Source organism: Salipiger sp. ABF4_146 (assembly GCF_056161345.1).
Genome location: NZ_JBSWYX010000010.1, coordinates 122179 through 142935 on the forward strand (window position 1 = coordinate 122179; position 20757 = coordinate 142935).

The window sequence follows — 20757 nt, forward strand, 5'->3', positions numbered from 1 at the left end:
CACGGGCGAGGGGGGGCAGCGCCTCCCTTTTTCGTCGGTCCTCGGTGCCTCAGCCGCGGCTGGTCACCCGGTCATAGCGCTGCCGCGCCACATCCTCGTCGCGCTCGGCCTTGCGGTCGGCGGCCAGCGCCGCCTCGACATAGCCCAGATGCGCCTCGACGGCGGTCCGCGCGGCGGCGGCGTCACGCGCCTGCAAGGCGGCGTTGATCGCCCGGTGCTGCTCCAGCAGCGCCTCGCGGGTGGTGCGCTGCTTGAACATGATCGAGCGGTTGTAGAACACCCCTTCGCGCAGCAGCTGATACATCGAGCGCATCATGTGCAGCATGATGACGTTGTGGCTGGCCTCGATGATCGCGAGATGGAAATCCGCGTCGAGTCGCGCTTCCTCGGCCGGGTTCCGTTTCTGGTGTGCGGCCTGCATTTTCTGAAACAGCGCGTCGATCACCTTCAGGTCCGACGGCGTGCCGTGCAGCGCCGCACGCCCGGCGGCCAGCCCCTCCATGTCGCGGCGGAAGCTGAGATAGTCGAAGACCGCCTCGTCGTGTTTTTCGAACAGCTGGATCAGCGCCTCGGAAAAGGCCGAGCCCAGAACTTCGGTGACGAAGATCCCGGCCCCTGCGCGGGTCTCCAGCAGGCCGCGCCCCTGCAGATCGGCCACGGCCTCACGCAGGCTCGGGCGCGACACGCCGAGCCGTTCCGACAGCTCGCGCTCGGCAGGCAGGCGCTCTCCGGGGCGCAGGATGCCGCGCAGGATCAGCTCCTCGATCTGCCGCACAACGGCATTGGAGAGTTTCTCGGACTGGACGGGACGGAAAGGCATGACATGGTCCTGAGGCGCGGGAATTGGTCAGATCATATGACCAGGCAAGCCATCCCTCAAGCGCGACGGAAGGATAGCGCTGCGTCGCCGGGGGTCACCAGCGCGACAGCGCGTCCTCGTCCTCGTCCTTGGCGGCGACCCAAGAGGTGCCGCCGGTGCCGCTTTCCTTCTTCCAGAAGGGTGCGCGGGACTTGAGGTAGTCCATCAGGTATTCGGCGGCCTCGAAGGCGTGGCCGCGGTGCGCGGAGGCCGTGGCGACCATCATGATGCGCTCGCCCGGACCCATGCGGCCATAGCGGTGAATCACCAGCACCTCGCCAAGCTGCCAGCGGGCCTGGGCCTCGGCGGCGATCTTTTCCAGCGCCTTCTGGGTCATGCCCGGGTAGTGCTCGATCTCCATGGTCTCGAGCGTGCCCGACACGTCGCGCACCACGCCGGTGAAGGTCACCACGGCGCCCATGTCGGTACGGCCCGCGGCGAACCCCTCGGCCTCGGCGCCGAAATCGAAGGGCTCTTCCTGCACGACAACACGGATCGCCATGGGCTCAGCCCCCGGTCATCGGCGGGAAAAACGCCACTTCGCGCACGCCCGCGAGCGGCGCGTCGAACTCCGACAGTTCCTGATCCAGCGCCACGCGCAGCGCCGAAAGGTCGGAAAACGCCATGGCGTAGCGTTCTTCGCGCCCCCGCAGTTCCTCGATCAGGTCTTTGACGGTGGCGGCGTCTGTGTCGATCCGCTCTTTCGGCAAACCGATGCGCTCGCGCACCCATGCAAAATACAGCAGGTCCATCAGCGGTCATCCTTCAGATGCGGCAGGGCCTTGGAGAAATAGTCCCAGCCGGTGATCAGCGTCAGCGACGCGGCGATCCACAGCAGTGTCAGGCCAAGGTGGCCGGACCAGATCATCCCGGTCTCCTGCCAGCGCAGCCCGTGCGGATCGGCGCCGCCGGCATCCAGCGCGCGGGTCACCACCTGCTGGTCCAGCTCGCCGATGCTAAGCGCAAGGTAATGCTCGAACACGCCCTGTGCAAAGAGCGTGGCGATGGCGATCATCTGGAAGGTGGTTTTCCACTTCGCCAGCTTGGTCACCTTCAGCGTGCCGGCGGTGTCGCCGAGATACTCGCGCAGGCCCGAGACAAAGACCTCTCGGAAGAGGATCATCGTCGCGGGCAGCACCAGCCACGGCGACATCGACGAATAGCCGACGATCACCATCAGGGCGATCAGCACCATCGCCTTGTCGGCGATGGGATCGAGCATGGCGCCGATCTTGCTTTCCTGCCCCCACAGCCGCGCAAGGTAGCCGTCGAACCAATCGGTGACCGCCGCGCCGACGAACAGCAGCAGCGCGAACCAATCGGCCAGCGGACGCGAGAAATAGAGGAACATCACCGCCACGCCGGGAGCGGCGAGCAGGCGAAGGGCGGTGAGGATATTTGGCAGGTTCCAGCGCATGCGCCCTACGTAGCGCGGTTTCCCGGGATGGGAAAGACGCCTCACGCCTCGGTGCTGCGGCGAAATCGCTCGACATAGGCGGCGCGCGCCTGCGGCAGCGGGCGGTCGCGCAATGTGGGGGCCATATGGCTTTCGAGGAAGAAGCCGGTGGTGCGCAGCGCCTGCAGGACCTCGCCGTCGCCGCCGGGGCCCTCGCCCTTGAGGATGTCGGGCAGGGGCAGCAGCCGGTCTGCCCATTTGCCAGCCGCCTGCCGCGACACCGCGCGGCCCGTGCGCGGCGAGACGAAGCACAGCTCCTCGTTGGTGCCGCGCACCGCGCAGGCCGACAGATCAAGGCCAAAGCCCATCTCGTCGAGCAGCGCCATTTCCCAGCGCAGATAGGCCAGCGGCCAAAGATCGCGCTCGGGCAGCAGATCCAGCAGCTGCTCGGTGTGGGCATAGAGCTTGGGGTGCGCCTCGCGTTCGGGCAGCGAGAAGCTGAGCAGCGCACAGACCGCGTTGAGCCCGGCCAGCGACAGGCGGTCCGACAGCGCGTTGGCGGCGCGCGAGCGCTGCGGCTCGGCGGTGAAGGCACCCATGTGATCCTCGAGCCGAGCCTTCCACGTCAGGTCGAGCTGCGCCCCCGGTTGCAGGCTGGGCGCGATCCGGCGCGAGGCACCGCCGCGCAGCACGCCCATGTGCCGCCCGTGGTTGGGGGTGAAGACCTCGAGGATGGCAGAGCTTTCGCCGTGCCTGCGCGAGGTCAGAAGGATGCCGGTGTCGCGCCATTCCATGCGCGCACTTTCGGGCTTTGACGAGGCAGGGGCAAGGGGCCGTGCCATGGCGCCGGTCGCGCCCGGCGGCTGTCACGAAAGCCTCGGCTTTGTGCCCTAGGCTGCGCTGCGAACGTCTGGCGCCCGTCGGCGCGGCGCTTCACCGTGGTGTGACGCGGCGTGGCTTGACCTCGCTTTTCGTCCGCTGCTGCAGTAGCATGGCTGCCCCCCGGTCGCGGGGCCCTGCCGGAGACCATGATGACCCGAACCCGCCGTCTTACCGCCCTGCTGATCGCCGTGCTCGCCTTCGGCGCGCTTTGGCTGCAGGTGCATGTCGGGCTTGAACGTCGGCCTCATCGCGAGTTGTGGGAGGAACTCTGGCGACTGGGGCGCTACTTCACCATCCTGACCAACCTGATGGTTGCGGTGACCTTCGCAGCCATCGCCGGTGGCCACAGGCCAAGGCCGTGGTGGACCGCCGCCGTGACGCTGTGGATCCTCATCGTCGCGATCGTCTACCATGGGCTGCTGGCGCGGCCTCTCGACGGTATTCGCTGGTGGTCGGACATGGGGGTGCACACCTTCGTGCCAATCGCCGTCGGGCTGTGGTGGTTGGTGCTGGCACGCAAGGACGGGCTGGCACCGCGGCACGCGGTGTATTGGCTGCTATGGCCGCTGCTTTACGTCAGCTACGCCCTAATCCGCGGCGAGCTCGACGGGCGGCATCCGTATTTCTTTATCGACCCGCATGACGTCGGTTGGGCCGGTGTCGGGCTATGGTGCGTGGCACTTGGGCTGAGCTTCTGGCTCGGCGGGCTGGGGATGGTGGCGCTGGGGCGGTTTCTCAACCGTCCATCTGGTCGAGCAGATGGCGCCCCTGACGGTCCTCAAGCTCGATGACCCATAGATCGGGGTCGAACTCGCGTTGCTTCGCCACGCGCGCGTCGACCTCGTACTCCGGCCCCTCGGCCAGAACGGCCCAGCGGCGCGCGCCGCTCATCAGGTCCCATTCGCGGGTGTAGGCGACGGCCTGCCCGTCGAGCGTGGCGAGCTTGACGATCACCGCGCCCGCGGTGTCATCACCATGGGCGGTGACATAGGCGGGGATGTCCTGCTGCGACAAAAGCCGCAGGTATCCGCCGACCCAGACATGCGTGGCGAGCCGAGGCTCAGGCATTGCCGTCCTTGAAATCGAGGCCCATCTCGGAATAGCGCTCGGCGTCTTCGAGCCAGTTCTCGCGGACCTTCACCTGCAGGAAGAGGTGCACCTTGCGGCCAAGGAACTCTTCAAGCTCGGCGCGGGCGGCCTGCGAGACGGCCTTGATCGTCTCGCCGCCCTTGCCAAGCACGATGCCCTTGTGGCCGTCGCGGGTGACATAGATCATCTGGTCGATGCGCGCCGAGCCATCCTTGCGCTCTTCCCAGTTCTCGGTCTCCACCGTCAGCTGGTAGGGCAGTTCCTGATGCAGGCGCAGGGTGAGCTTCTCTCGGGTCATCTCGGCGGCGATCATGCGCATCGGCAGATCGGCGATCTGGTCCTCGGGATAGAGCCACGGGCTCTCGGGCACCTGCTCGGCCAGCCATTTGCGCAGCGTGTCGACACCGTGGCCACGCTCGGCCGAGATCATGAAGGTCTCGGCAAACGTATAGGCGTCGTTCAGCTTCTGGGTCAGCGCCAGCAGGTCCTCGGCCTTCACCCGGTCGATCTTATTGATCGCCAGCGCCACGGTGCGGCCCTGCGGCAAGTCGCGCAGCCCTTCGAGGATCGCCTTCACGCCATCAGTCATGCCGCGGTGCGCCTCGATCAGCAGCACGATCACGTCGGCATCCGACGCCCCGCCCCATGCGGCCGCGACCATGGCCCGGTCGAGGCGACGGCGCGGTTTGAACAGGCCCGGCGTGTCGACGAAGACCAACTGGCTGTCGCCTTCGATGGCCACGCCGCGAATGCGGGCGCGGGTGGTCTGCACCTTGTGGGTGACGATCGAGACCTTGGCTCCCACCATGCGGTTGGTGAGGGTCGACTTGCCCGCGTTGGGCTCGCCGATCAGGGCGACAAATCCGGCGCGTGTGGTCATTGGGGCGTTTCCGTTACTGACGATCCGTGGCCCTTACAGGCTTTTGCGGCGCGGGGCCAGAGCGGCCGCTGCGGATCAGCGTATAGCATCCCGAGACGACAATCAGCAGTGCTCCTGCAAGCGTCCAGAGGTCCGGGCGCTCGCCGAAGAGCAAATAGGCAAAGACCAGCGCCACCAGCAGCCGCGAATAGCGGAAGGGTGCGACCACGGAAACCTCGCCGGTGCGCATGGCGCGGGTGAGCGCGGTATAGGCGGCCACGCCCACGGCGCCGGTGGCCAGAAGGCGCAGCAGTTCGCTTGCTTGCGGCAGGCGCACCGGCGCGGGGTCGAAGGGCAGCAGCAGCGCGCCGGCGACGGTGACCACGGCAAAGCCCAGCACGCCCAATTGCTTGGCCGACACGGCGGGCGGCGCGGCGCGGGTGTAAAGATCGCGCATGGCAAAGCCGAACATCGCCGCCAGCGACAGCAGCGCATCGAGGCGGAAGGCCTCCGGCGTGGGGCGCACGATCAGCAGAACGCCGACGAAGCCCACTGCCATGGCGGCCCAGCGGCGCGGGCCAACCGGCTCTTTGAGCAGCAGCGCCGCCCCGGCGGTCACGACGAGTGGCGCGGCCTGCAGGATGGAGGAAGTGACCGAAAGCGGCGTGTAGGCCAGCGACAGCGCGAAGAAGAGCCGCCCCATGATCTCGAAGATCGTCCGCAGCAGCAGGCTGGGGCGCAGCATCGCCGGGTGCAGCACCGCCTCGCCCGCGCGCAGTGTCATGGCGATATAGAGACCCATGCCGGTGAGGCCGAAGATCACCGTCGCCTCGCCCGGCGGAAGGCCGGGGGCGACGGATTTGAACAGCGCATCCTCGACGGCAAAGAGCGTCATCGCGAGGACCATGAATGCTGCGCCGGCGGCGTTTCCGCTCAGCCGTGGCGCGGCGCTGTCAGCCATCTGCGGTGAGTTGCGAGAGCAGCGCCGCTGCGGCCTCCTGCTCGGCCTTGCGCTTGGAGCCAGCGGTGGCTGCGGCGCTCTGGCCCGAGGTCAGCCGGACCTCGATGGTGAAGACCGGGGCGTGATCGGGCCCGGAGCGCGACGTCTCGACATAGGCGGGCGGGGTCATGCCGCGCGCCTGGGCCCATTCCTGCAGCGAGGTCTTGGGGTCGCGCGCATCCTGCTGCACGGTCGACACGCGCTGGCCCCAGAGCCGCAGGATCATCTCGCGCGCCACTTCGAAGCCGCCGTCGAGATAGACCGCGGCGATCACCGCCTCCATCGCATCGCCGAGCAGCGCCTGCTTGCGCCGTCCGCCCGACATCATTTCCGAGCGGCCCAGTTTCAGCGCGGCGCCCAGATCGACCTCGCGCGCCACTTCGGCGCAGGCCTCCTTGCGGACAAGCGCGTTATAGCGCGGCGCAAGCTGGCCCTCGCTGGCCTTGCGGTCCTCGGCCAGTAGCGCCTCGGCCATGACAAGGCCGAGCACGCGGTCGCCGAGGAACTCGAGCCGCTGGTTGTCTTCGCGTCCGGGGCCGGACATCGACGAATGGGTGACCGCACGGCGCAGAAGCTCTGGCCGGTCGAACCGGTGCCCGAGCCGCTGCTCAAGTGCTTCTATTTCGGCAGACCGCTTCATGTGATCTTGTGGAAGAACCGGTCGGAGCGCCAGGTCCAGAAGAACAGCATGGAGCGTCCAGCGGACGAGAACATGACGCGCGTCGCCTTGCCGATGATGTTCTCGAAGGGCACGAAGCCGACGCCGCCCGCAGCATTGGGCACGCGGCTGTCGGCGGAGTTGTCGCGGTTGTCGCCCATCATGAAGAAATGCCCCTCCGGCACGGTGTAGACCGGCGTGTTGTCCGATCCCTGCATCGCGATGTTGAGGATATCATGTTGAACGCCATTGGGCAGCGTTTCGGTCCAGCGCGATTTCTCGCAGACACCGCCGGTGCCGACCGGGCCGTTCTCGCAGCGCGGGCGCAGGCCTTGCGGGCCCTGCGGCTCGGCCACTTCGGTGAACGTGCCGTTGCGCTCGATCTCGACCGGGGTGCCATTGATCTGCAGCACGCCCTGACGCACCTGAATCTGATCGCCCGGCAGGCCAATCACCCGCTTGATGAAGTCGGTGCCGTTGACCGGATGGCGGAACACCACGACATCGCCGCGCTCGGGTTCGGATCCGAACAGGCGGGTGTTGTCGCCGTCGAGAAAGCCGCAGATGTCCTTGGCGTCGATGTTGATGCCCAGCGAGTTCAGGCGGATCGACGGGCAGGAGGCGTAGGAGTAGCCGTAGGTCATCTTGTTGACGAAAAGGAAGTCGCCGATCAGCAGCGTGTCTTTCATCGAACCCGAGGGAATCCAGAACGGCTGAAAGAACAGCGTGCGGAAGACGCCCGCGATGATCAGCGCCCAGAACACCGTCTTGACGGTTTCCCAGATCCCGCCCGATTTCTCTTCTTTTGCCATGGAAACCCGCCCCTGTGCCTCGATGCGCCTTGGTTTGTTGGCTTCATGGGCGGGGGAGGGGAGAGTGTCAAGCCAGCGCTGCCGCCGGGCAATTCTCAGGGATGAGATTTGCAAAAACCGTCGTCGGGTTTTGCGCGCGCGTTACCCGGCCGTGAGGGGGCGCGCCTCGATCACCACGAAGGCCTGCGCCCAAGGGTGATCGTCGGTGAGGGTCACGTGGATGATCGCCTCGTGACCCGGCGGGGTCATCGCGTCGAGCCGGTCTTTCGCCCAGCCGGTCACCTGCATCACCGGCTGGCCGGTGGGCAGATTGGTGACCGCCATATCCTTCCACGCGATGCCCATGCGCAGCCCGGTGCCAAGCGCCTTGGAGCAGGCCTCCTTGGCGGCCCAGCGTTTGGCGTAGGTGCCTGCAACATCGCGGCGGCGTTCGGCCTTGCGCTGCTCGGTCTCGGTGAAGACACGGTTGCGGAAGCGGTCCCCGAAGCGCGCCAAGGTGCCTTCGATGCGGTCGATATTCGCAAGATCGGTGCCGATGCCGAGGATCATTTCGCTGCCTCCGAAGTCGCGGGCGGTTACGCCCGCGCCTCGTCCATCAGGCGGCGCATTTCGCCGATCGCCGGGCCGAGGCCACGGAAGATCGCCTCGCCGATCAGGAAGTGCCCGATGTTGAGCTCCATCACCTCGGGGAAGGCGGCGATGGGCTTCACCGTATCATAGGTCAGCCCGTGGCCCGCGTGCACTTCGAGCCCCAGAGAATGGGCAAAAGCGGACATGTCGCGCAGGCGCTCAAGCTCGGCGTCGCGCTCATCGAATTTGCCGTCCGCGTGCAGGTCGCAATAGGCGCCGGTGTGCAGTTCGATCACCTGCGCGCCGATGCGGTGCGCGGCCTCGATCTGCGGCTTGTCGGGGGCGATGAAGATCGACACCCGGCAGCCCGCCTCGCGCAGCGGCGCGATGAAATGCGCCAGCCGATTCTCCTCGCGGGCCACTTCCAGCCCGCCCTCGGTGGTGCGTTCCTCGCGCTTCTCGGGCACGATGCACACCGCGTGCGGCTTGTGTCGCAGGGCGATGGCCTGCATCTCGTCGGTGGCGGCCATCTCGAAGTTGAGCGGCACCGACAGCGTGCTCATCAAGCCGTCGATATCGGCGTCCGATATGTGGCGGCGGTCTTCGCGCAGGTGTGCGGTGATGCCGTCTGCCCCGGCCTCCTCGGCAAGCTTCGCGGCGCGCAGCGGGCAGGGATAGGCGCTGCCGCGGGCGTTGCGCACGGTGGCGACGTGGTCGATGTTGACGCCCAGTCTCAGGCGCCCGGCGTATTCGGTCATCGGAGGTCCTCCGGGGATGGAACGATCGGGGCAATCTGCCGCGGACCCTAGTCCGACGCGCCGCCCTCGTCAGCCGCTTTCTGCTTCTTTTTCAAGGCCGCGAGCTTTTTCTTCAACGCCCCGCGCCGGCGGTTCTGATAGGCGCGGATCACCGGCACCGACAGGTAGTAAGCCACCAGCCCGGCGATGATGCCGGGGATAATGCCGCCGATCAGATAGGGGTAGAACACCTCGTCGAAGAAGATCCGCAGGTTCGTCCAGTCGGTGGTGTCGCTGGTGAAGACGGCAAGGATGTTGTGCCACAGATCGTGCCCGGCATAGGTGAATTTCTCCAGCAGCGAGGCGTGATGCGGCGAGCGCCGGTCGATGCTCAGCAGGAAATATCCGGTTTCCAACGAGACGATGCCGATCGGCACATAGGTCAGCGGGTTGCCGAAGAAGGTGCCGAGCAACGCGGCGAGGACATTGCCGCGCACCAGAAAGGCCAGCGCGGCGGCGACGAGAAAGTGCAGCCCGTAGAGCGGCGTGAAGGTCGTGAACACACCGGCAAAGATGCCGCGGGCGATGGTTTCAGGTGTGTCGGGAAGCCGGTGCAGCCGGTGCTGGACGTAACGCGCCGCACGCCCCCAGCCGCCTCGCGGCCAGAAGAATTCGAGCACGGCCCTCCAGGCTGGCCGTTTGTCGCGCCGCTTGAAAACCAATGGCGCCCTTCCCCTTTGTTCCTATTCCGCGGCGGCAGGCACGGCCGCCAGGGAGGCATCGCGATGGCGGCTCACCGAGGCCACGTCGCTTTCGGCTTCGAGTGCGGACATCACCGAGTGGAGGTGTTCGGCATCTCTCAGTTCCAGGTCGATCTGAATTCTGAAGAAATCCGGTTTCCGGTCGATGAAGTGCAGGTCCGAGATATTGGCCCCGCGCTCGCCGATCAAGGTGCAAATACGCCCCAATACACCCGCGTCGTTGCCGACTGTTGTATCTAGGCTCACGTCGTAGGCCGCCGGGTGCGTGCCGTCGGCCCAGTGCAGATCAACCCAGCGCTCGGGCTGGTCCTCGTATTCTGCCAGAGATTCGCAGTCTATGGCGTGGACGAATACGCCCTTGCCGCGCTTGGTGATGCCGACGATGCGCTCGCCCGGCAGCGGCTGGCAGCAGCGCGCACGGGTAAAACCGGTGCCGGGTTCGAGGCCGATGACCGCCCGCTGCATCTCGACCTCGTGATCGTCGGCGGGGGTGAGATCGGGATAGACCGCGTGCACCACCTGCCGGGTGGTCAGCTCGGCGCTGCCGAGGCGGGCGAGCAGTTCGTCGGCATCCTCGATGCGTAGCGTCTGCGCGGCCTTCTCCAGCACTTTGTCGGTGGATTTCTTGCCCACATGCTCGAAAGCCGAGCGCGCAAGTTCCTGCCCAAGCTTGATAAAGCGCCCACGTCCTGCCTCGCGCAGAGCGCGGCGGATGGCACTGCGCGCCTTGCCGGTGGTGGCGATGTCCAGCCAAGTCGCCTGCGGGGTCTGGCCCTCGGCGGTGATGATCTCGACCGACTGGCCGTTCTTCAGCCGGGTCCAGAGCGGCACGCGGATGCCGTCGACCTTGGCGCCGACGCAGGCCGACCCAATGCGGGTGTGGATAGCATAGGCGTAGTCTAGCGGCGTCGCGCCGCGCGGCAGCTTCACCACGTCGCCCTTGGGCGTGAAGCAGAACACCTTGTCCGAATACATCTCGAGCTTCACCGCTTCGAGGAACTCGTCGTGATCGTCCTCGGCGTCGAACTGCTCGGTCAGCGAGGAGATCCACTTGGCGGGGTCGACGGCAAAGGGGTTCTCGGAGCGCACACCGTCGCGATACGACCAATGCGCGGCGACGCCGGTTTCGGCCACGTCGTGCATCTGGCGGGTGCGGATCTGCACCTCGACGCGCTTGCCGTCACGGCCCGAAACGGTGGTGTGGATCGAGCGGTAGCCGTTGGACTTCGGCTGGCTGACGTAGTCTTTGAACCGCCCCGGCACGGCGCGCCAGCGCTGGTGGATCACGCCGAGTGCGCGGTAGGTGTCCATCTCGCTGCGGGTGATGACGCGGAAGCCGTAGATGTCGGACAGGCGAGAGAAACCCATGCCCTTTTCCTGCATCTTGCGCCAGATCGAGTAGGGCTTCTTGGCGCGGCCAAAGACCTCGGCCTCGACGCCAGCCTCTTCGAGTTCGTGCCGCATGTCGCCGGTGATCCGGTGGATCACGTCGCCAGCTTCTTTCTGCAGGTTGATGAAGCGCCGGATGATCGAGGCGCGGCCCTCGGGATTGAGCACCCGGAACGCCAGATCCTCAAGCTCTTCGCGCATCCACTGCATGCCCATGCGGCCCGCCAGCGGCGCGTAGATGTCCATGGTCTCGCGCGCCTTCTGCACCTGTTTTTCCGGGCGCATCGCCTTGATCGTTCGCATGTTGTGCAAACGGTCGGCGAGCTTCACCAGAATCACCCGCAGGTCGCGGGACATGGCCATGAAGAGCTTGCGGAAGTTTTCGGCCTGCTTGGTCTCAGACGAGGAGAGCTGCAGGTTGGTCAGCTTGGTGACCCCATCGACCAGATCCGCCACTTCGGGGCCGAAGCGGTCAGCCACATCCTGATAGGAGGCGCGGGTGTCCTCGATCGTGTCGTGCAGCAGGGCGGTGATGATGGTCGCGTCGTCCAGTTGCTGCTCTGTGAGAATGGCGGCAACGGCGACGGGATGGGTGAAGTACAACTCGCCGGAATGGCGATACTGCCCTTCGTGCATCCGCAGGCCATAATCATAGGCCTCGCGGATCAGCTTTTCATTGGTCTTGGGATTGTAGTTGCGGACCAGTGCAACAAGGTCTTCCGCCGCGATCATGGGCGCCTATCCTCACGCTGGCCCGCTACACACGAGCCTTTCAGCTCTCTCCCTGCGCTTCCATCAGCGCGCGCAGGAGTTTCTCTTCCGACATGTCGTCGTCGGCCGGCTTGTCCTGCTCGGCGCCCATGAGCAGCGCCATGCTGTCGTCTTCGGGCTCGTCGACCTCGATCTGACTCTGGTGCGACTCGATCAGACGCTCGCGCAGTTCGTCAGCCGATTGGGTTTCCTCGGCGATTTCGCGCAGGGCGACCACCGGGTTCTTGTCGTTGTCGCGGTCGACGGTGATCGGCGCACCCGACGCCACTTCACGGGCGCGATGGGAGGCGAGCATCACCAGCTCGAACCGGTTGGGAACCTTGTCGACGCAGTCTTCTACCGTCACGCGTGCCATGAGCGTTTCACCTTGGGTTGACCGTAAGAAACAAGACTCCTACCGCGATGGCGCAGGATTGACAAGCGCAAACGGGGTGTCTTTTCGGCGCAAATCTATCACAACGGAACGACATCGGCGCGCTGGTCCTGCGGCAGTGCGGCACAAATTTCCGATGCGGTTTTATTCAAAAGCGGGTGACGCCAATTAGCGGCAATATCGCAAAGCGGCACCAGGACGAATGCGCGGTCCTGCAGGCGCGGATGCGGAAGAATCAGTTTACTAGGCGTCAATCCTTGTTGCTCTTGTGCAGGGATGTTTCGCCAATGCTCTTGGGTGGTTGTGTCGGGAGTCACAATTTCGCCAACCGCGATCAAATCAAGGTCCAGCGTGCGGCTGCCCCAGCGGCGGTCCCTTTCGCGACCGAACTGCGCCTCGACGCGGTGCAGCGCGGCCAGCACCTGCGCCGGATCACCCAGCCCCGAGATGCGGGCGCAAGCGTTCACGTAATCCGGGCCAAAACCGGCGGGAAAACATGGCGTTGCGTAAAAGCGGCTGACGTCCTCCACGGCGTAGCCCTGCCGCGCGAGAGCGGCGAGGGCAGCCTGCAAGGTCTGCAATGGTGTGCCCGCTTCGGAGGGGAGGTTGGCCCCCAGTGCAATCAGGATTTCCTGCTCAGACCCCATTATCGCTATCCTTCTGCATATATTGCTCTGCTTGAAAAGCTGACCGAAAGGCTTACTCTCAAATATGGGCGCTTCCCACACTCATTATTTCCCACTCACGGATCACGGCGCCCGATTGCTCGAAAGGACATTTGATGTTTTACAAGGACGAACGGTTGGCGCTGTTCATTGACGGGTCCAACCTGTACGCAGCCGCCAAAGCCCTCGGCTTCGACATCGACTACAAGCTGCTTCGACAGGAATTCGTGCGCCGCGGCAAGATGGTGCGCGCGTTCTACTACACCGCTCTTCTCGAAAACGATGAATACTCGCCGATCCGCCCGCTGGTGGACTGGCTGCACTACAACGGCTTCACCATGGTGACCAAGCCCGCGAAGGAATACACCGACGCGCAGGGCCGCCGTAAGGTGAAGGGCAACATGGACATCGAACTGACCGTCGATGCCATGGAACTGGCGCCGCGCGTCGATCACATCGTGCTGTTCTCTGGGGATGGGGACTTCCGGCCGCTGATCGAAAGCCTGCAGCGTCAGGGTGTGCGTGTGTCGGTCGTCTCGACGATCCGCAGCCAGCCGCCGATGATCGCGGATGAACTGCGCCGTCAGGCCGACAACTTCATCGAGCTTGACGAGCTGCGTGAAGTGATCGGACGCCCTCCGCGGGAGCAGCAGGCTGAGCGCAACTTCGAGGTCGCCAACGGGCATTGACCCCGAAAGGTGACGATCGAGCAGCGTATATCGTGGGGATGAGGTTCGCTGTTCATGTTGACTGAGGCTGCCGGTCTTGGCGGTCTCTTTCTCGCGGCGTTTGGCGCCGCGACGATCCTGCCGTTTCAGTCCGAGCTGATCTTCGCCGGGCTGCAACTGCGGAGCGATATTCCGGTCTGGGCGTTGGTGCTGGTCGCGAGCATCGGCAACACGCTCGGCTCGGTAGTCAACTATGCGCTAGGTGCCGGGATCGAGCATTACCGGCACAAGCGCTGGTTTCCCGTGTCCGAACCGCAGCTTGAGCGCGCGCAGCGTTGGTACGCCAAATGGGGTGTCTGGTCGCTGCTGCTGAGTTGGGCGCCGCTTGGCGATGGCTTCACAGTTGTCGCCGGCATCATGCGCACGCCGCTTTGGATTTTCGTTGGACTGGTCGCGACCGCCAAAACGGGGCGCTACATCATTCTCGCTTGGCTCACGACTGCGACGCTTGGCTGAGCCCCCTCTGGACCCGCAGGGTCAGAGCCACTAGGTCTGGACTATAAGAAGCGTCGCTGCGCGGCGCCTCAACCGAACTCGTGAGCTTATCCGTGACCGAAGCAATGACCAAATCGCCCCTCACTCTTTATCTCGCCGCCCCGCGCGGGTTCTGCGCGGGCGTCGACCGGGCGATCAAGATCGTCGAAATGGCGCTCGAGAAATGGGGCGCGCCGGTCTACGTGCGCCATGAGATCGTGCACAACAAGTTCGTCGTCGACGGGCTGCGCGACAAGGGTGCTGTGTTTGTCGAAGAGCTAGAGGAATGCCCGCTCGACCGGCCGGTGATTTTCTCGGCCCATGGCGTGCCCAAGGCGGTGCCCGCCGAGGCAGCGCGGCGCGAGATGGTCTATGTGGATGCCACCTGTCCGCTGGTGTCGAAGGTGCATATCGAAGCCGCCCGGCACCATGAGAACGGGCTGCAGATGATCATGATCGGTCACGAGGGCCACCCGGAAACCATCGGCACCATGGGCCAGTTGCCCGAAGGCGAGGTGCTGCTGGTCGAGACCGTGGCGGATGTGGCGCATGTCGAGGTGCGCGACCCCGAAAAGCTTGCCTTTGTCACGCAGACCACGCTGTCGGTGGATGACACCGTCGATATCGTCGCCGCCTTGAAAGAGCGCTTCCCGGCCATTGTCGGACCGCACAAGGAAGACATCTGCTATGCCACCACCAACCGTCAGGACGCGGTGAAGGCGATCGCCGGCGATTGCGATGCGCTGCTGGTGGTCGGGGCGCCGAACTCGTCGAACTCCAAGCGGCTGGTCGAAGTGGCACGCAAGGCGGGCTGCAGCTACGCGCAGCTTGTGCAGCGCGCCGAAGACATCGACTGGCGGGCGCTCGAGGGCATTCGTTCGGTCGGGGTCACCGCCGGGGCCTCGGCGCCCGAGGTGCTGATCGACGAGGTCGTCTCGGCCTTTGCGGCGCGCTATGAGACGACCGTCGAGCAGGTCGAAACAGCGCAGGAAGACATCGAGTTCAAGGTGCCGCGCGTGCTGCGCATGCCAGCCTGACACCCGCAAGCGCGACGCGGTCTCGCGTCGCGGCGGAATTGCTGCCAATGTGCGGCCTATGGCCCGCCCGTTTGATCCTGAAGATATCCTGCGCCTGCCACTGATGGCCAATCTCGCCACGGTGGACGGCGATGGTGCACCGCGCAACGCCCCGGTCTGGTTCGATTGGGACGGTGGGCGGCTCTCGATGCTGGGCCACCGCGACGGCAGCTCGGTGCGCCGCGTCTTGGCAGAGCCGCGGGTGGCGGTCGAAATCGTCGACTATGACAATCCGGTCGGCATTCTGCGCCATCTTGGCCTGCGCGGCCGCGCCGAGGTTGTGCCGATGGACGCCGTCATCTTTCGTCGTTTGCTGCGCCGCTATCTGGGCCCCGACAGCACGTGGAACCGATGGTTTGTTGACACCGTCGCGCGCATTGACGATCCCGACGGCCGCTTGATCCGGCTCGCGCCGGAGACGATATTCACCAACGACGTCAGCTATTTTCGGAGCGGTCCGGCGCTGGCGTCGCAGCGACAGGAGAGCCCGTGATGAAGCCAAGCGATCCGGCGGTGCGCCCGCGGCGGGAGGATGCCCAATGCTGAAGCAAGTGCCCCGCGCCCCGCTGTTTCTGGCGCTTGCCGGCGTGCTGCCGTTCCTTTGGTCGGTGGCCACGCATTTCAACGAGGCGCTGTATCAATGGTCGACAGCGAACCTCGGAAGCCGTTTCGTCGCGCCATATCTGCAGCTTTCCTACGGCACCGTGATCCTTGCCTTCATGTCCGGTGTGCTGTGGGGGTTTGCCACCAAGGCAGGCGGCAGTAAGGCGGCGGTGGCCTACGCGCTGTCGGTGCTTCCGGCGCTTTGGGCCTTCTTCATGGTTGGCGGCGGGCCGGTCGCGGCGGGGATGAACCTGATCTTTGGGTTTCTGGGGCTTCTGCTGCTTGACGCGTTCTTCCAGATCTGGGGGCTGGCGCCGCGCTGGTGGCTGGCGCTGCGCGTGCCGCTCACCGCGGCTGTGGTGGCCTGCCTTTCGGTCGGAGTGTTCCTGTGACCGACGCGGAAACGCTTCGGGTCTATGCGCAGAAAGCGCGGGACTACGAGGCCATGGCGCACCCGGGCGCTTCGCCCACGCTCACCGCTTTCATTGCAGCGCTGCCAAAGGGCGCCTGCGTGCTCGATCTTGGCTGCGGGCCGGGGCTGGACGCAGCGCATATGGCGCAGGCGGGACTGCGGGTGGACGCGATGGATGCGGCGCCCGAAATGGTGGCTCTGGCCGCAGCGCGCACCGGTGTGTCCGCGCGGCAGGGCAGCTTCGACGATCTCGAGGCGCTGGCGCGCTACGGCGGTATCTGGGCCAGCTTCAGCCTGTTGCACGCGCCGCGCGCCGCGATGCCGCGCCATCTGGCGGCCATCGCCCGTGCGATGAAGCCCGGCGGCGTTCTGGGGCTGACGCTGAAGGAAGGCGAGGGCGCGGCGCGCGATCGGCTCGGGCGCTTTTACACCTACTACACCGAGCCAGAGTTGCGCCGCCTTCTGGCGGATGTCGGCCTGCGCGTTGGCACCGTGACGCGGGGCGAAGGCAGCGGGCTTGACGGCACCTCGTCGCCATGGCTTAGCGTGCTCGCCCATGGCTGACCTATTTGCATATACCGACGGAGCCTGCTCCGGAAACCCCGGCCCGGGCGGCTGGGGCGTTCTCATGCGCGCGATGGAGGGCGACTCCATCAAGAAAGAGCGCGAACTCAAGGGGGGTGAGGCCGAGACCACCAACAACCGGATGGAGCTTATGGCGGCGATCAGCGCGCTCGAGGCGTTGTCGCGCCCGTCGCAGATCACCATCGTGACCGATAGCGCCTACGTGAAGAACGGCGTCACCGGCTGGATCCACGGCTGGAAGCGCAACGGCTGGAAGACCGCGGCCAAGAAGCCGGTGAAGAACGTCGAGCTTTGGCAGCGTCTCGACGAGGCGCAGAAGCGCCATGAGGTGACTTGGGAATGGGTCAAGGGCCACGCCGGCCATCCCGAGAACGAGCGCGCCGACGAACTGGCGCGGGCGGGCATGGCCCCGTTCAAGGGATAAGGACATGAGCCCGCTCGTCCTGCTCGACTACGCGTCGGTGCTCATCTTTGCGCTGACCGGCGCGCTGGTGGCGAGCCGCAAGCAGCTGGACGTGGTGGGCTTTGCCTTTCTCGCCTGCCTGACCGCCGTGGGCGGGGGCACCACCCGCGACCTTCTGCTTGATCGTCATCCGGTGTTCTGGGTGGCCGAGCCAACCTACCTTGCCATCGCCTGCGCCGCTGCGCTGCTGGTCTTCTTCACCGCGCACCGGCTCGAGAGCCGCGCCAAGGCGATCCTCTGGCTCGACGCGGCGGCGCTGTCGGTGGCGGTGGCGGCGGGCAGCAGCATCGCGCAGGCCGTGGGCGCCGCGTGGGGTGTGGTGCTGGTGATGGGGGTGATGACCGGCTGCCTCGGCGGGTTGATGCGTGACGTGGTGGCCAACGAGATGCCGCTGCTGCTGAAACAGGGCGAGCCCTACGCCACCTGCGCGCTCTGCGGCGCCGTGGCGCTGCTTGGCGCAACAGCGCTGGGGCTGCCGCCGTTCTCTGCCGCGCTGATCTGCGCCGGGGTCACCTTTGTGTTGCGGGCCTCTGCGATTGCCTTCGGCTGGGGCATTCCGGTCTACAAGTCGCGCCCGCCGCGGCAGTGAGACGGCGCCAAACAAGAGCGAGGGGCGCTGCCCCTCGCGCTCCCCGGCGTATTTTCAAAGAGAAGAAGGGGCGGCGGCTGGCGTGCCGCCGCTGAGCCGGGTCACTGCAGGTCCGCGAAGGCTTTTTGCAGGCGTGTTCCAGCCTCTTCGATGGTGGCGCGCGGCGCGGCGAGGTTGATGCGCATGCAGGTCTCGCCCCCCATGCCGAACGACGGGCCGGGGCTGACGGCGATCTTGGCGATGTCGCGGACGCGGGCGTTGACCTCGTCGAAGTCCATCCCGGTGCCCGAGAAATCGACCCATGCCAGATAGGTGGATTGCAGCGGCATCGAGCGCATGCCGGGGATGGCATTGACCATCTCGTCGAACACCGCGCGATTGCCATCGAGATGCGCGATCTGCGCGTCGACCCATTCCGCACCCTCGGGCGAATAGGCGGCGGCGGTCATGATCAGGCCGAGCGCATTGGGCTTGCTGTCGAGGGCGGTCAGCCGGTCTTCCATCTGCTTGCGCAGGCCCGCGTCGCTGATCGTCAGCGCGCCGACGCGCTGGCCAGCGATGTTGAAGGTCTTGGAGGCGGCGGTGAGGGTGATCAGCCGCTCTTCGCATTCCGGGGCCGCCACGGCCATCGGCACGAAGGTCTCGCCGGGGTAGACGAGATCGTGGTGCACCTCGTCCGACAGCAGCATCAGATCGTTGCGCTTGGCGAACTCGGCGACGGCGCGCAGCTCATCGGCGGTCCAGATGCGGCCCGAAGGGTTCTGTGGCGAGCACCAGATCAGCATCGTCTCTTTGCCGGTCAGCCGCGATTGCGCGTCCTCAAGATCGAGCTCGTAGCGGTCGCCGTCGCGTTTCAGCGGGCATTCGGTGACCACCCGGTTCGCGCGACGCACCTTGGCGGCGAACTCATGGTAGACCGGCGAGAAGATCGCCACGTGATCGCCGGGCGCGGTGTAGACGTCAAGGCACATGGCCACGCCATTGCCCAGCCCGTGCACCGGCACGATCCAGTCCTGCTCGATCTGCCAGTTGTGGCGGGTCTGCATCCACCATTGCACCGCGCTGGTGTAGAGGCCCATCGCCGAGAAATAGCCGAAGACGCCGAGATCGACCTGCGCCTGCAGCGCGTCGCGCACGCAGGGCGCGGTGGGATAGTCGGAATCGGCGGTCCACATTGCCAGACCCTCGTCCTGCGGCACGCCGAAGAGCTTTTCCATCAGGTCCCATTTGGCGGAGCCGGTGCCCCGGCGGTCGATCGGTTGGTTGAACAGGTCTTTCATCGGCGGCGTCACTTTCCTACGGCATCTCGAACAGCACTCGCGCCCGACGCTAGCGATCGCGCGCGTGAGTGCAACCACTGCGCTGCGCGCATCTTGCGCGATCACGTTCATTTGCCTAAGTGACACCCATGAAACGCCCCATCCTCATCCACCCCGATCCGCGGCTGAAAAAGCTCTGCGCGCCGGTGCCCGACTTGTCGGACGAACTGCGCGTGCTGGCCGACGACATGCTCGAAACCATGTATGAAGCGCCGGGCATCGGGCTGGCCGCGCCGCAGATCGGCGTGCTGGAACGGCTGATCGTACTGGATTGCGCCCGTTCCGACGATGGCGAGACGCCGCGTCCGCTGGTGATGTTCAATCCCCGGGTGATCGCTGGCTCGGACGAGCGCAACGTCTACGAGGAAGGCTGCCTGTCGATCCCCGACCAATACGCCGAGGTCGAGCGGCCCAAGCTGGTGCAGGTCGAATGGCTCGACCGCGACGGCAAGCTGCAGACCGAGGAGTTCGACGGGCTCTGGGCGACCTGCGTGCAGCATGAGATCGACCATCTCGATGGCAAGCTCTTCATCGACTATCTCAAGCCGCTGAAGCGCCAGATGATCACCCGCAAGATGCAGAAGCTGAAACGCGAAAGGGCGCGGGTTTGAGCCTGCTGCCGATCCTGCGCTGGCCCGATCCGCGCCTGTCTCAAGCATGCGCCGAGGTGGCCTCGATCGACGAGGTGACGCAGCTGGTCACCGATCTGCTGGAGACCATGTATGACGCACCGGGCCGCGGGCTCGCCGCGCCTCAGGTGGGCGCCATGCAGCGGCTGTTTGTCATGGATGCAGGCTGGAAAGACGGCGAGATGTCGCCGCGGGTCTGCATCAACCCACGCGTCACTTGGGCGTCGGATGAGACGGTCACGGGCGGCGAAGGCTGCCTGTCGATCCCCGGCGTCACCGCGCAGGTGACGCGCGCGGCGCGCATTCGTCTGGCCTATACAGACCTGACCGGCGCGGCGCAGCAGGTCGAACTGACCGGGGCCGAGGCGATTATCGCGCAGCACGAACACGATCACCTTGATGGGCTGGTGCACTTCGACCGGCTGGACGCGGATGCGCGCGCGGCGCTGATCGCAGACTACGACGCGCTGGCCTGACGCGCCGCGAAGGAGTTCTTGGTATGACCGCACGCAAATGCATCCCGTGGCCCGACAAGCGGCTGCGTACGCCGGCAGAGCCGGTCGCAGGGATCACCGACGAGATCCGCGGCATCTGGGACGATATGATCGACACGATGGAGGCGATGCCCGGCGTCGGGCTCGCAGCGCCGCAGATCGGAGTGATGCTGCGGCTGGCGGTGGTCGATGCCTCGGAAGAGCGCGGCAAGGCGATCCGCATGGCCAACCCCGAGATCCTGCATGCCTCGGTCAAGATGCACGCGCATGACGAGGCCAGCCCCAACCTGCCCGGCGTCTGGGCCAAGATCGAACGTCCACGCGGCGTCACCGTGCGCTTCATGGACGAGACCGGAGAAACCCGCGAGCAGGATTTCGTTGGGCTCTGGGCGACCTCGGTGCAGCATCAGGTCGATCACCTGAACGGCAAGATGTACTTCGACCACTTGGGCAAGGTGAAGCGCGACATGCTGATCCGCCGCTCGAAGAAGCGCGGCTGAGCCCCGCCTTTTCCCGAGGCTGCGCTGGCGGCGCGGGCGTGTTTTGCGTATTTGTCGAAGAGAA

29 protein-coding genes are annotated in these 20757 nt (G+C 65.8%); 12 read left to right on the top strand and 17 right to left on the bottom strand.

The window, feature by feature from the left end; genetic code table 11:
- Window positions 1–49 precede the first annotated feature (49 nt).
- The 5 genes from ACXAJT_RS15640 to recO form a co-directional block, all read right to left on the bottom strand.
- Window positions 50–820, bottom strand: a complete 771-nt coding sequence (locus tag ACXAJT_RS15640; protein WP_475236694.1) for a FadR/GntR family transcriptional regulator — start codon at window positions 818–820, stop codon at window positions 50–52.
- Window positions 821–914: 94 nt separating this feature from the next.
- A complete protein-coding gene (locus ACXAJT_RS15645; RefSeq protein ID WP_475236695.1) occupies window positions 915–1361 on the bottom strand; it encodes a molybdenum cofactor biosynthesis protein MoaE in 447 nt (148 codons plus the stop codon).
- A gap of 4 nt (window positions 1362–1365) precedes the next feature.
- Window positions 1366–1611 carry a molybdopterin converting factor subunit 1 gene (gene moaD / locus ACXAJT_RS15650; RefSeq protein WP_475236696.1) on the bottom strand — a complete coding sequence of 82 codons (246 nt, stop codon included), beginning with the start codon at window positions 1609–1611 and terminating at the stop codon, window positions 1366–1368.
- Window positions 1611–2276 carry a CDP-diacylglycerol--glycerol-3-phosphate 3-phosphatidyltransferase gene (gene pgsA / locus ACXAJT_RS15655; protein ID WP_475236698.1) on the bottom strand — a complete coding sequence of 222 codons (666 nt, stop codon included), beginning with the start codon at window positions 2274–2276 and terminating at the stop codon, window positions 1611–1613. Before pgsA ends, moaD begins: the two co-directional genes overlap by 1 nt.
- Window positions 2277–2317: 41 nt before the next feature.
- Entirely contained in the window at window positions 2318–3049 is a 732-nt protein-coding gene (gene recO, locus ACXAJT_RS15660; RefSeq protein WP_475236700.1) for a DNA repair protein RecO, read from the bottom strand.
- 237 nt (window positions 3050–3286) lie between these two features.
- Between recO and ACXAJT_RS15665 the strand changes: the two genes are divergently transcribed.
- Window positions 3287–3928 (top strand): Pr6Pr family membrane protein, encoded by a 642-nt coding sequence (locus ACXAJT_RS15665; protein ID WP_475236702.1) that lies wholly within the window; start codon window positions 3287–3289, stop codon window positions 3926–3928.
- On the opposite strand, the gene ACXAJT_RS15670 is transcribed toward ACXAJT_RS15665, so the two are convergent.
- The 11 genes from ACXAJT_RS15670 to folK form a co-directional block, all read right to left on the bottom strand.
- Window positions 3873–4205, bottom strand: coding sequence for a DUF1491 family protein (locus tag ACXAJT_RS15670; RefSeq protein ID WP_475236705.1), 333 nt, complete (start codon window positions 4203–4205; stop codon window positions 3873–3875). The two genes, ACXAJT_RS15665 and ACXAJT_RS15670, sit on opposite strands and share 56 nt — an antisense overlap.
- Window positions 4198–5106 (bottom strand): GTPase Era, encoded by a 909-nt coding sequence (gene era, locus ACXAJT_RS15675; protein WP_475236707.1) that lies wholly within the window; start codon window positions 5104–5106, stop codon window positions 4198–4200. Before era ends, ACXAJT_RS15670 begins: the two co-directional genes overlap by 8 nt.
- A gap of 13 nt (window positions 5107–5119) precedes the next feature.
- Window positions 5120–6046: a DMT family transporter gene (locus ACXAJT_RS15680; protein ID WP_475236708.1), complete on the bottom strand. Its 927-nt coding sequence runs from the start codon at window positions 6044–6046 to the stop codon at window positions 5120–5122.
- Window positions 6039–6725, bottom strand: a complete 687-nt coding sequence (rnc, locus tag ACXAJT_RS15685; RefSeq protein ID WP_475236709.1) for a ribonuclease III — start codon at window positions 6723–6725, stop codon at window positions 6039–6041. Before rnc ends, ACXAJT_RS15680 begins: the two co-directional genes overlap by 8 nt.
- A complete protein-coding gene (lepB, locus tag ACXAJT_RS15690) occupies window positions 6722–7555 on the bottom strand; it encodes a signal peptidase I (protein ID WP_475236711.1) in 834 nt (277 codons plus the stop codon). Before lepB ends, rnc begins: the two co-directional genes overlap by 4 nt.
- Window positions 7556–7696: 141 nt before the next feature.
- Window positions 7697–8104, bottom strand: coding sequence for a holo-ACP synthase (gene acpS, locus ACXAJT_RS15695; protein ID WP_475236712.1), 408 nt, complete (start codon window positions 8102–8104; stop codon window positions 7697–7699).
- A 26-nt stretch (window positions 8105–8130) separates the two neighbouring features.
- Window positions 8131–8883: a pyridoxine 5'-phosphate synthase gene (locus tag ACXAJT_RS15700; protein WP_475236714.1), complete on the bottom strand. Its 753-nt coding sequence runs from the start codon at window positions 8881–8883 to the stop codon at window positions 8131–8133.
- A 47-nt stretch (window positions 8884–8930) separates the two neighbouring features.
- A complete protein-coding gene (locus ACXAJT_RS15705) occupies window positions 8931–9584 on the bottom strand; it encodes a DUF2062 domain-containing protein (RefSeq protein ID WP_475236716.1) in 654 nt (217 codons plus the stop codon).
- 21 nt (window positions 9585–9605) lie between these two features.
- On the bottom strand, window positions 9606–11744 hold the full coding sequence (locus ACXAJT_RS15710; protein ID WP_475236718.1) for a RelA/SpoT family protein: 2139 nt from the start codon (window positions 11742–11744) through the stop codon (window positions 9606–9608).
- Between the two features lie 40 nt (window positions 11745–11784).
- Window positions 11785–12138 (bottom strand): DNA-directed RNA polymerase subunit omega, encoded by a 354-nt coding sequence (rpoZ, locus tag ACXAJT_RS15715; protein WP_475236720.1) that lies wholly within the window; start codon window positions 12136–12138, stop codon window positions 11785–11787.
- Window positions 12139–12236: 98 nt separating this feature from the next.
- Window positions 12237–12803, bottom strand: coding sequence for a 2-amino-4-hydroxy-6-hydroxymethyldihydropteridine diphosphokinase (folK, locus tag ACXAJT_RS15720; RefSeq protein ID WP_475236721.1), 567 nt, complete (start codon window positions 12801–12803; stop codon window positions 12237–12239).
- 134 nt (window positions 12804–12937) lie between these two features.
- Here folK and ACXAJT_RS15725 point away from each other — a divergent pair, with 134 nt between their 5' ends.
- The 8 genes from ACXAJT_RS15725 (at window position 12938) to ACXAJT_RS15760 (ending at window position 17751) form a co-directional block, all read left to right on the top strand.
- Window positions 12938–13510, top strand: a complete 573-nt coding sequence (locus ACXAJT_RS15725; RefSeq protein WP_066103767.1) for a LabA-like NYN domain-containing protein — start codon at window positions 12938–12940, stop codon at window positions 13508–13510.
- A gap of 54 nt (window positions 13511–13564) precedes the next feature.
- Complete coding sequence (locus ACXAJT_RS15730) at window positions 13565–14005, top strand: YqaA family protein (protein WP_475236724.1); 441 nt, start codon at window positions 13565–13567, stop codon at window positions 14003–14005.
- Between the two features lie 104 nt (window positions 14006–14109).
- Window positions 14110–15060: a 4-hydroxy-3-methylbut-2-enyl diphosphate reductase gene (gene ispH / locus ACXAJT_RS15735; protein ID WP_475236726.1), complete on the top strand. Its 951-nt coding sequence runs from the start codon at window positions 14110–14112 to the stop codon at window positions 15058–15060.
- A gap of 58 nt (window positions 15061–15118) precedes the next feature.
- Window positions 15119–15592: a pyridoxamine 5'-phosphate oxidase family protein gene (locus tag ACXAJT_RS15740; RefSeq protein ID WP_475236728.1), complete on the top strand. Its 474-nt coding sequence runs from the start codon at window positions 15119–15121 to the stop codon at window positions 15590–15592.
- Window positions 15593–15638: 46 nt separating this feature from the next.
- On the top strand, window positions 15639–16094 hold the full coding sequence (locus tag ACXAJT_RS15745) for a DUF3429 domain-containing protein (protein ID WP_475236730.1): 456 nt from the start codon (window positions 15639–15641) through the stop codon (window positions 16092–16094).
- Entirely contained in the window at window positions 16091–16678 is a 588-nt protein-coding gene (locus ACXAJT_RS15750) for a class I SAM-dependent DNA methyltransferase (protein ID WP_475236732.1), read from the top strand. Before ACXAJT_RS15745 ends, ACXAJT_RS15750 begins: the two co-directional genes overlap by 4 nt.
- A complete protein-coding gene (rnhA, locus tag ACXAJT_RS15755) occupies window positions 16671–17123 on the top strand; it encodes a ribonuclease HI (protein ID WP_475236733.1) in 453 nt (150 codons plus the stop codon). The genes ACXAJT_RS15750 and rnhA overlap by 8 nt, the downstream gene beginning before the upstream one ends.
- Window positions 17124–17127: 4 nt before the next feature.
- Window positions 17128–17751: a trimeric intracellular cation channel family protein gene (locus ACXAJT_RS15760; RefSeq protein ID WP_475236735.1), complete on the top strand. Its 624-nt coding sequence runs from the start codon at window positions 17128–17130 to the stop codon at window positions 17749–17751.
- A 101-nt stretch (window positions 17752–17852) separates the two neighbouring features.
- On the opposite strand, the gene ACXAJT_RS15765 is transcribed toward ACXAJT_RS15760, so the two are convergent.
- A complete protein-coding gene (locus tag ACXAJT_RS15765) occupies window positions 17853–19031 on the bottom strand; it encodes a MalY/PatB family protein (protein ID WP_475236736.1) in 1179 nt (392 codons plus the stop codon).
- Window positions 19032–19159: 128 nt separating this feature from the next.
- Between ACXAJT_RS15765 and def (ACXAJT_RS15770) the strand changes: the two genes are divergently transcribed.
- Genes def (ACXAJT_RS15770) through def (ACXAJT_RS15780) form a run of 3 tightly spaced genes read left to right on the top strand, consistent with a single transcriptional unit; the run spans window position 19160 to window position 20693 of the window.
- Entirely contained in the window at window positions 19160–19681 is a 522-nt protein-coding gene (def, locus tag ACXAJT_RS15770; RefSeq protein ID WP_475236738.1) for a peptide deformylase, read from the top strand.
- Window positions 19678–20175 carry a peptide deformylase gene (gene def / locus ACXAJT_RS15775; RefSeq protein WP_475236741.1) on the top strand — a complete coding sequence of 166 codons (498 nt, stop codon included), beginning with the start codon at window positions 19678–19680 and terminating at the stop codon, window positions 20173–20175. Before def (ACXAJT_RS15770) ends, def (ACXAJT_RS15775) begins: the two co-directional genes overlap by 4 nt.
- A gap of 23 nt (window positions 20176–20198) precedes the next feature.
- The gene (gene def, locus ACXAJT_RS15780) at window positions 20199–20693 is read left to right on the top strand and encodes a peptide deformylase (protein ID WP_475236744.1); all 495 of its coding nucleotides are present in this window, start codon (window positions 20199–20201) and stop codon (window positions 20691–20693) included.
- Window positions 20694–20757 lie beyond the last annotated feature (64 nt).

Coding starts and splice junctions, on each gene's coding strand:
- acpS (WP_475236712.1), bottom strand. CDS start 8,104: ATGATCCTCGGCATCGGCACCGATCTTGCGAATATCGACCGCATCGAA.
- ACXAJT_RS15700 (WP_475236714.1), bottom strand. CDS start 8,883: ATGACCGAATACGCCGGGCGCCTGAGACTGGGCGTCAACATCGACCAC.
- ACXAJT_RS15765 (WP_475236736.1), bottom strand. CDS start 19,031: ATGAAAGACCTGTTCAACCAACCGATCGACCGCCGGGGCACCGGCTCC.
- ACXAJT_RS15670 (WP_475236705.1), bottom strand. CDS start 4,205: ATGCCTGAGCCTCGGCTCGCCACGCATGTCTGGGTCGGCGGATACCTG.
- pgsA (WP_475236698.1), bottom strand. CDS start 2,276: ATGCGCTGGAACCTGCCAAATATCCTCACCGCCCTTCGCCTGCTCGCC.
- lepB (WP_475236711.1), bottom strand. CDS start 7,555: ATGGCAAAAGAAGAGAAATCGGGCGGGATCTGGGAAACCGTCAAGACG.
- ACXAJT_RS15645 (WP_475236695.1), bottom strand. CDS start 1,361: ATGGCGATCCGTGTTGTCGTGCAGGAAGAGCCCTTCGATTTCGGCGCC.
- ACXAJT_RS15710 (WP_475236718.1), bottom strand. CDS start 11,744: ATGATCGCGGCGGAAGACCTTGTTGCACTGGTCCGCAACTACAATCCC.
- ACXAJT_RS15640 (WP_475236694.1), bottom strand. CDS start 820: ATGCCTTTCCGTCCCGTCCAGTCCGAGAAACTCTCCAATGCCGTTGTG.
- ACXAJT_RS15680 (WP_475236708.1), bottom strand. CDS start 6,046: ATGGCTGACAGCGCCGCGCCACGGCTGAGCGGAAACGCCGCCGGCGCA.
- era (WP_475236707.1), bottom strand. CDS start 5,106: ATGACCACACGCGCCGGATTTGTCGCCCTGATCGGCGAGCCCAACGCG.
- ACXAJT_RS15760 (WP_475236735.1), top strand. CDS start 17,128: ATGAGCCCGCTCGTCCTGCTCGACTACGCGTCGGTGCTCATCTTTGCG.
- rnc (WP_475236709.1), bottom strand. CDS start 6,725: ATGAAGCGGTCTGCCGAAATAGAAGCACTTGAGCAGCGGCTCGGGCAC.
- ACXAJT_RS15725 (WP_066103767.1), top strand. CDS start 12,938: ATGTTTTACAAGGACGAACGGTTGGCGCTGTTCATTGACGGGTCCAAC.
- folK (WP_475236721.1), bottom strand. CDS start 12,803: ATGGGGTCTGAGCAGGAAATCCTGATTGCACTGGGGGCCAACCTCCCC.
- ispH (WP_475236726.1), top strand. CDS start 14,110: ATGACCAAATCGCCCCTCACTCTTTATCTCGCCGCCCCGCGCGGGTTC.
- def (WP_475236738.1), top strand. CDS start 19,160: ATGAAACGCCCCATCCTCATCCACCCCGATCCGCGGCTGAAAAAGCTC.
- ACXAJT_RS15740 (WP_475236728.1), top strand. CDS start 15,119: ATGGCCCGCCCGTTTGATCCTGAAGATATCCTGCGCCTGCCACTGATG.
- moaD (WP_475236696.1), bottom strand. CDS start 1,611: ATGGACCTGCTGTATTTTGCATGGGTGCGCGAGCGCATCGGTTTGCCG.
- def (WP_475236744.1), top strand. CDS start 20,199: ATGACCGCACGCAAATGCATCCCGTGGCCCGACAAGCGGCTGCGTACG.
- ACXAJT_RS15730 (WP_475236724.1), top strand. CDS start 13,565: ATGTTGACTGAGGCTGCCGGTCTTGGCGGTCTCTTTCTCGCGGCGTTT.
- ACXAJT_RS15665 (WP_475236702.1), top strand. CDS start 3,287: ATGACCCGAACCCGCCGTCTTACCGCCCTGCTGATCGCCGTGCTCGCC.
- rpoZ (WP_475236720.1), bottom strand. CDS start 12,138: ATGGCACGCGTGACGGTAGAAGACTGCGTCGACAAGGTTCCCAACCGG.
- recO (WP_475236700.1), bottom strand. CDS start 3,049: ATGGAATGGCGCGACACCGGCATCCTTCTGACCTCGCGCAGGCACGGC.
- rnhA (WP_475236733.1), top strand. CDS start 16,671: ATGGCTGACCTATTTGCATATACCGACGGAGCCTGCTCCGGAAACCCC.
- ACXAJT_RS15745 (WP_475236730.1), top strand. CDS start 15,639: ATGCTGAAGCAAGTGCCCCGCGCCCCGCTGTTTCTGGCGCTTGCCGGC.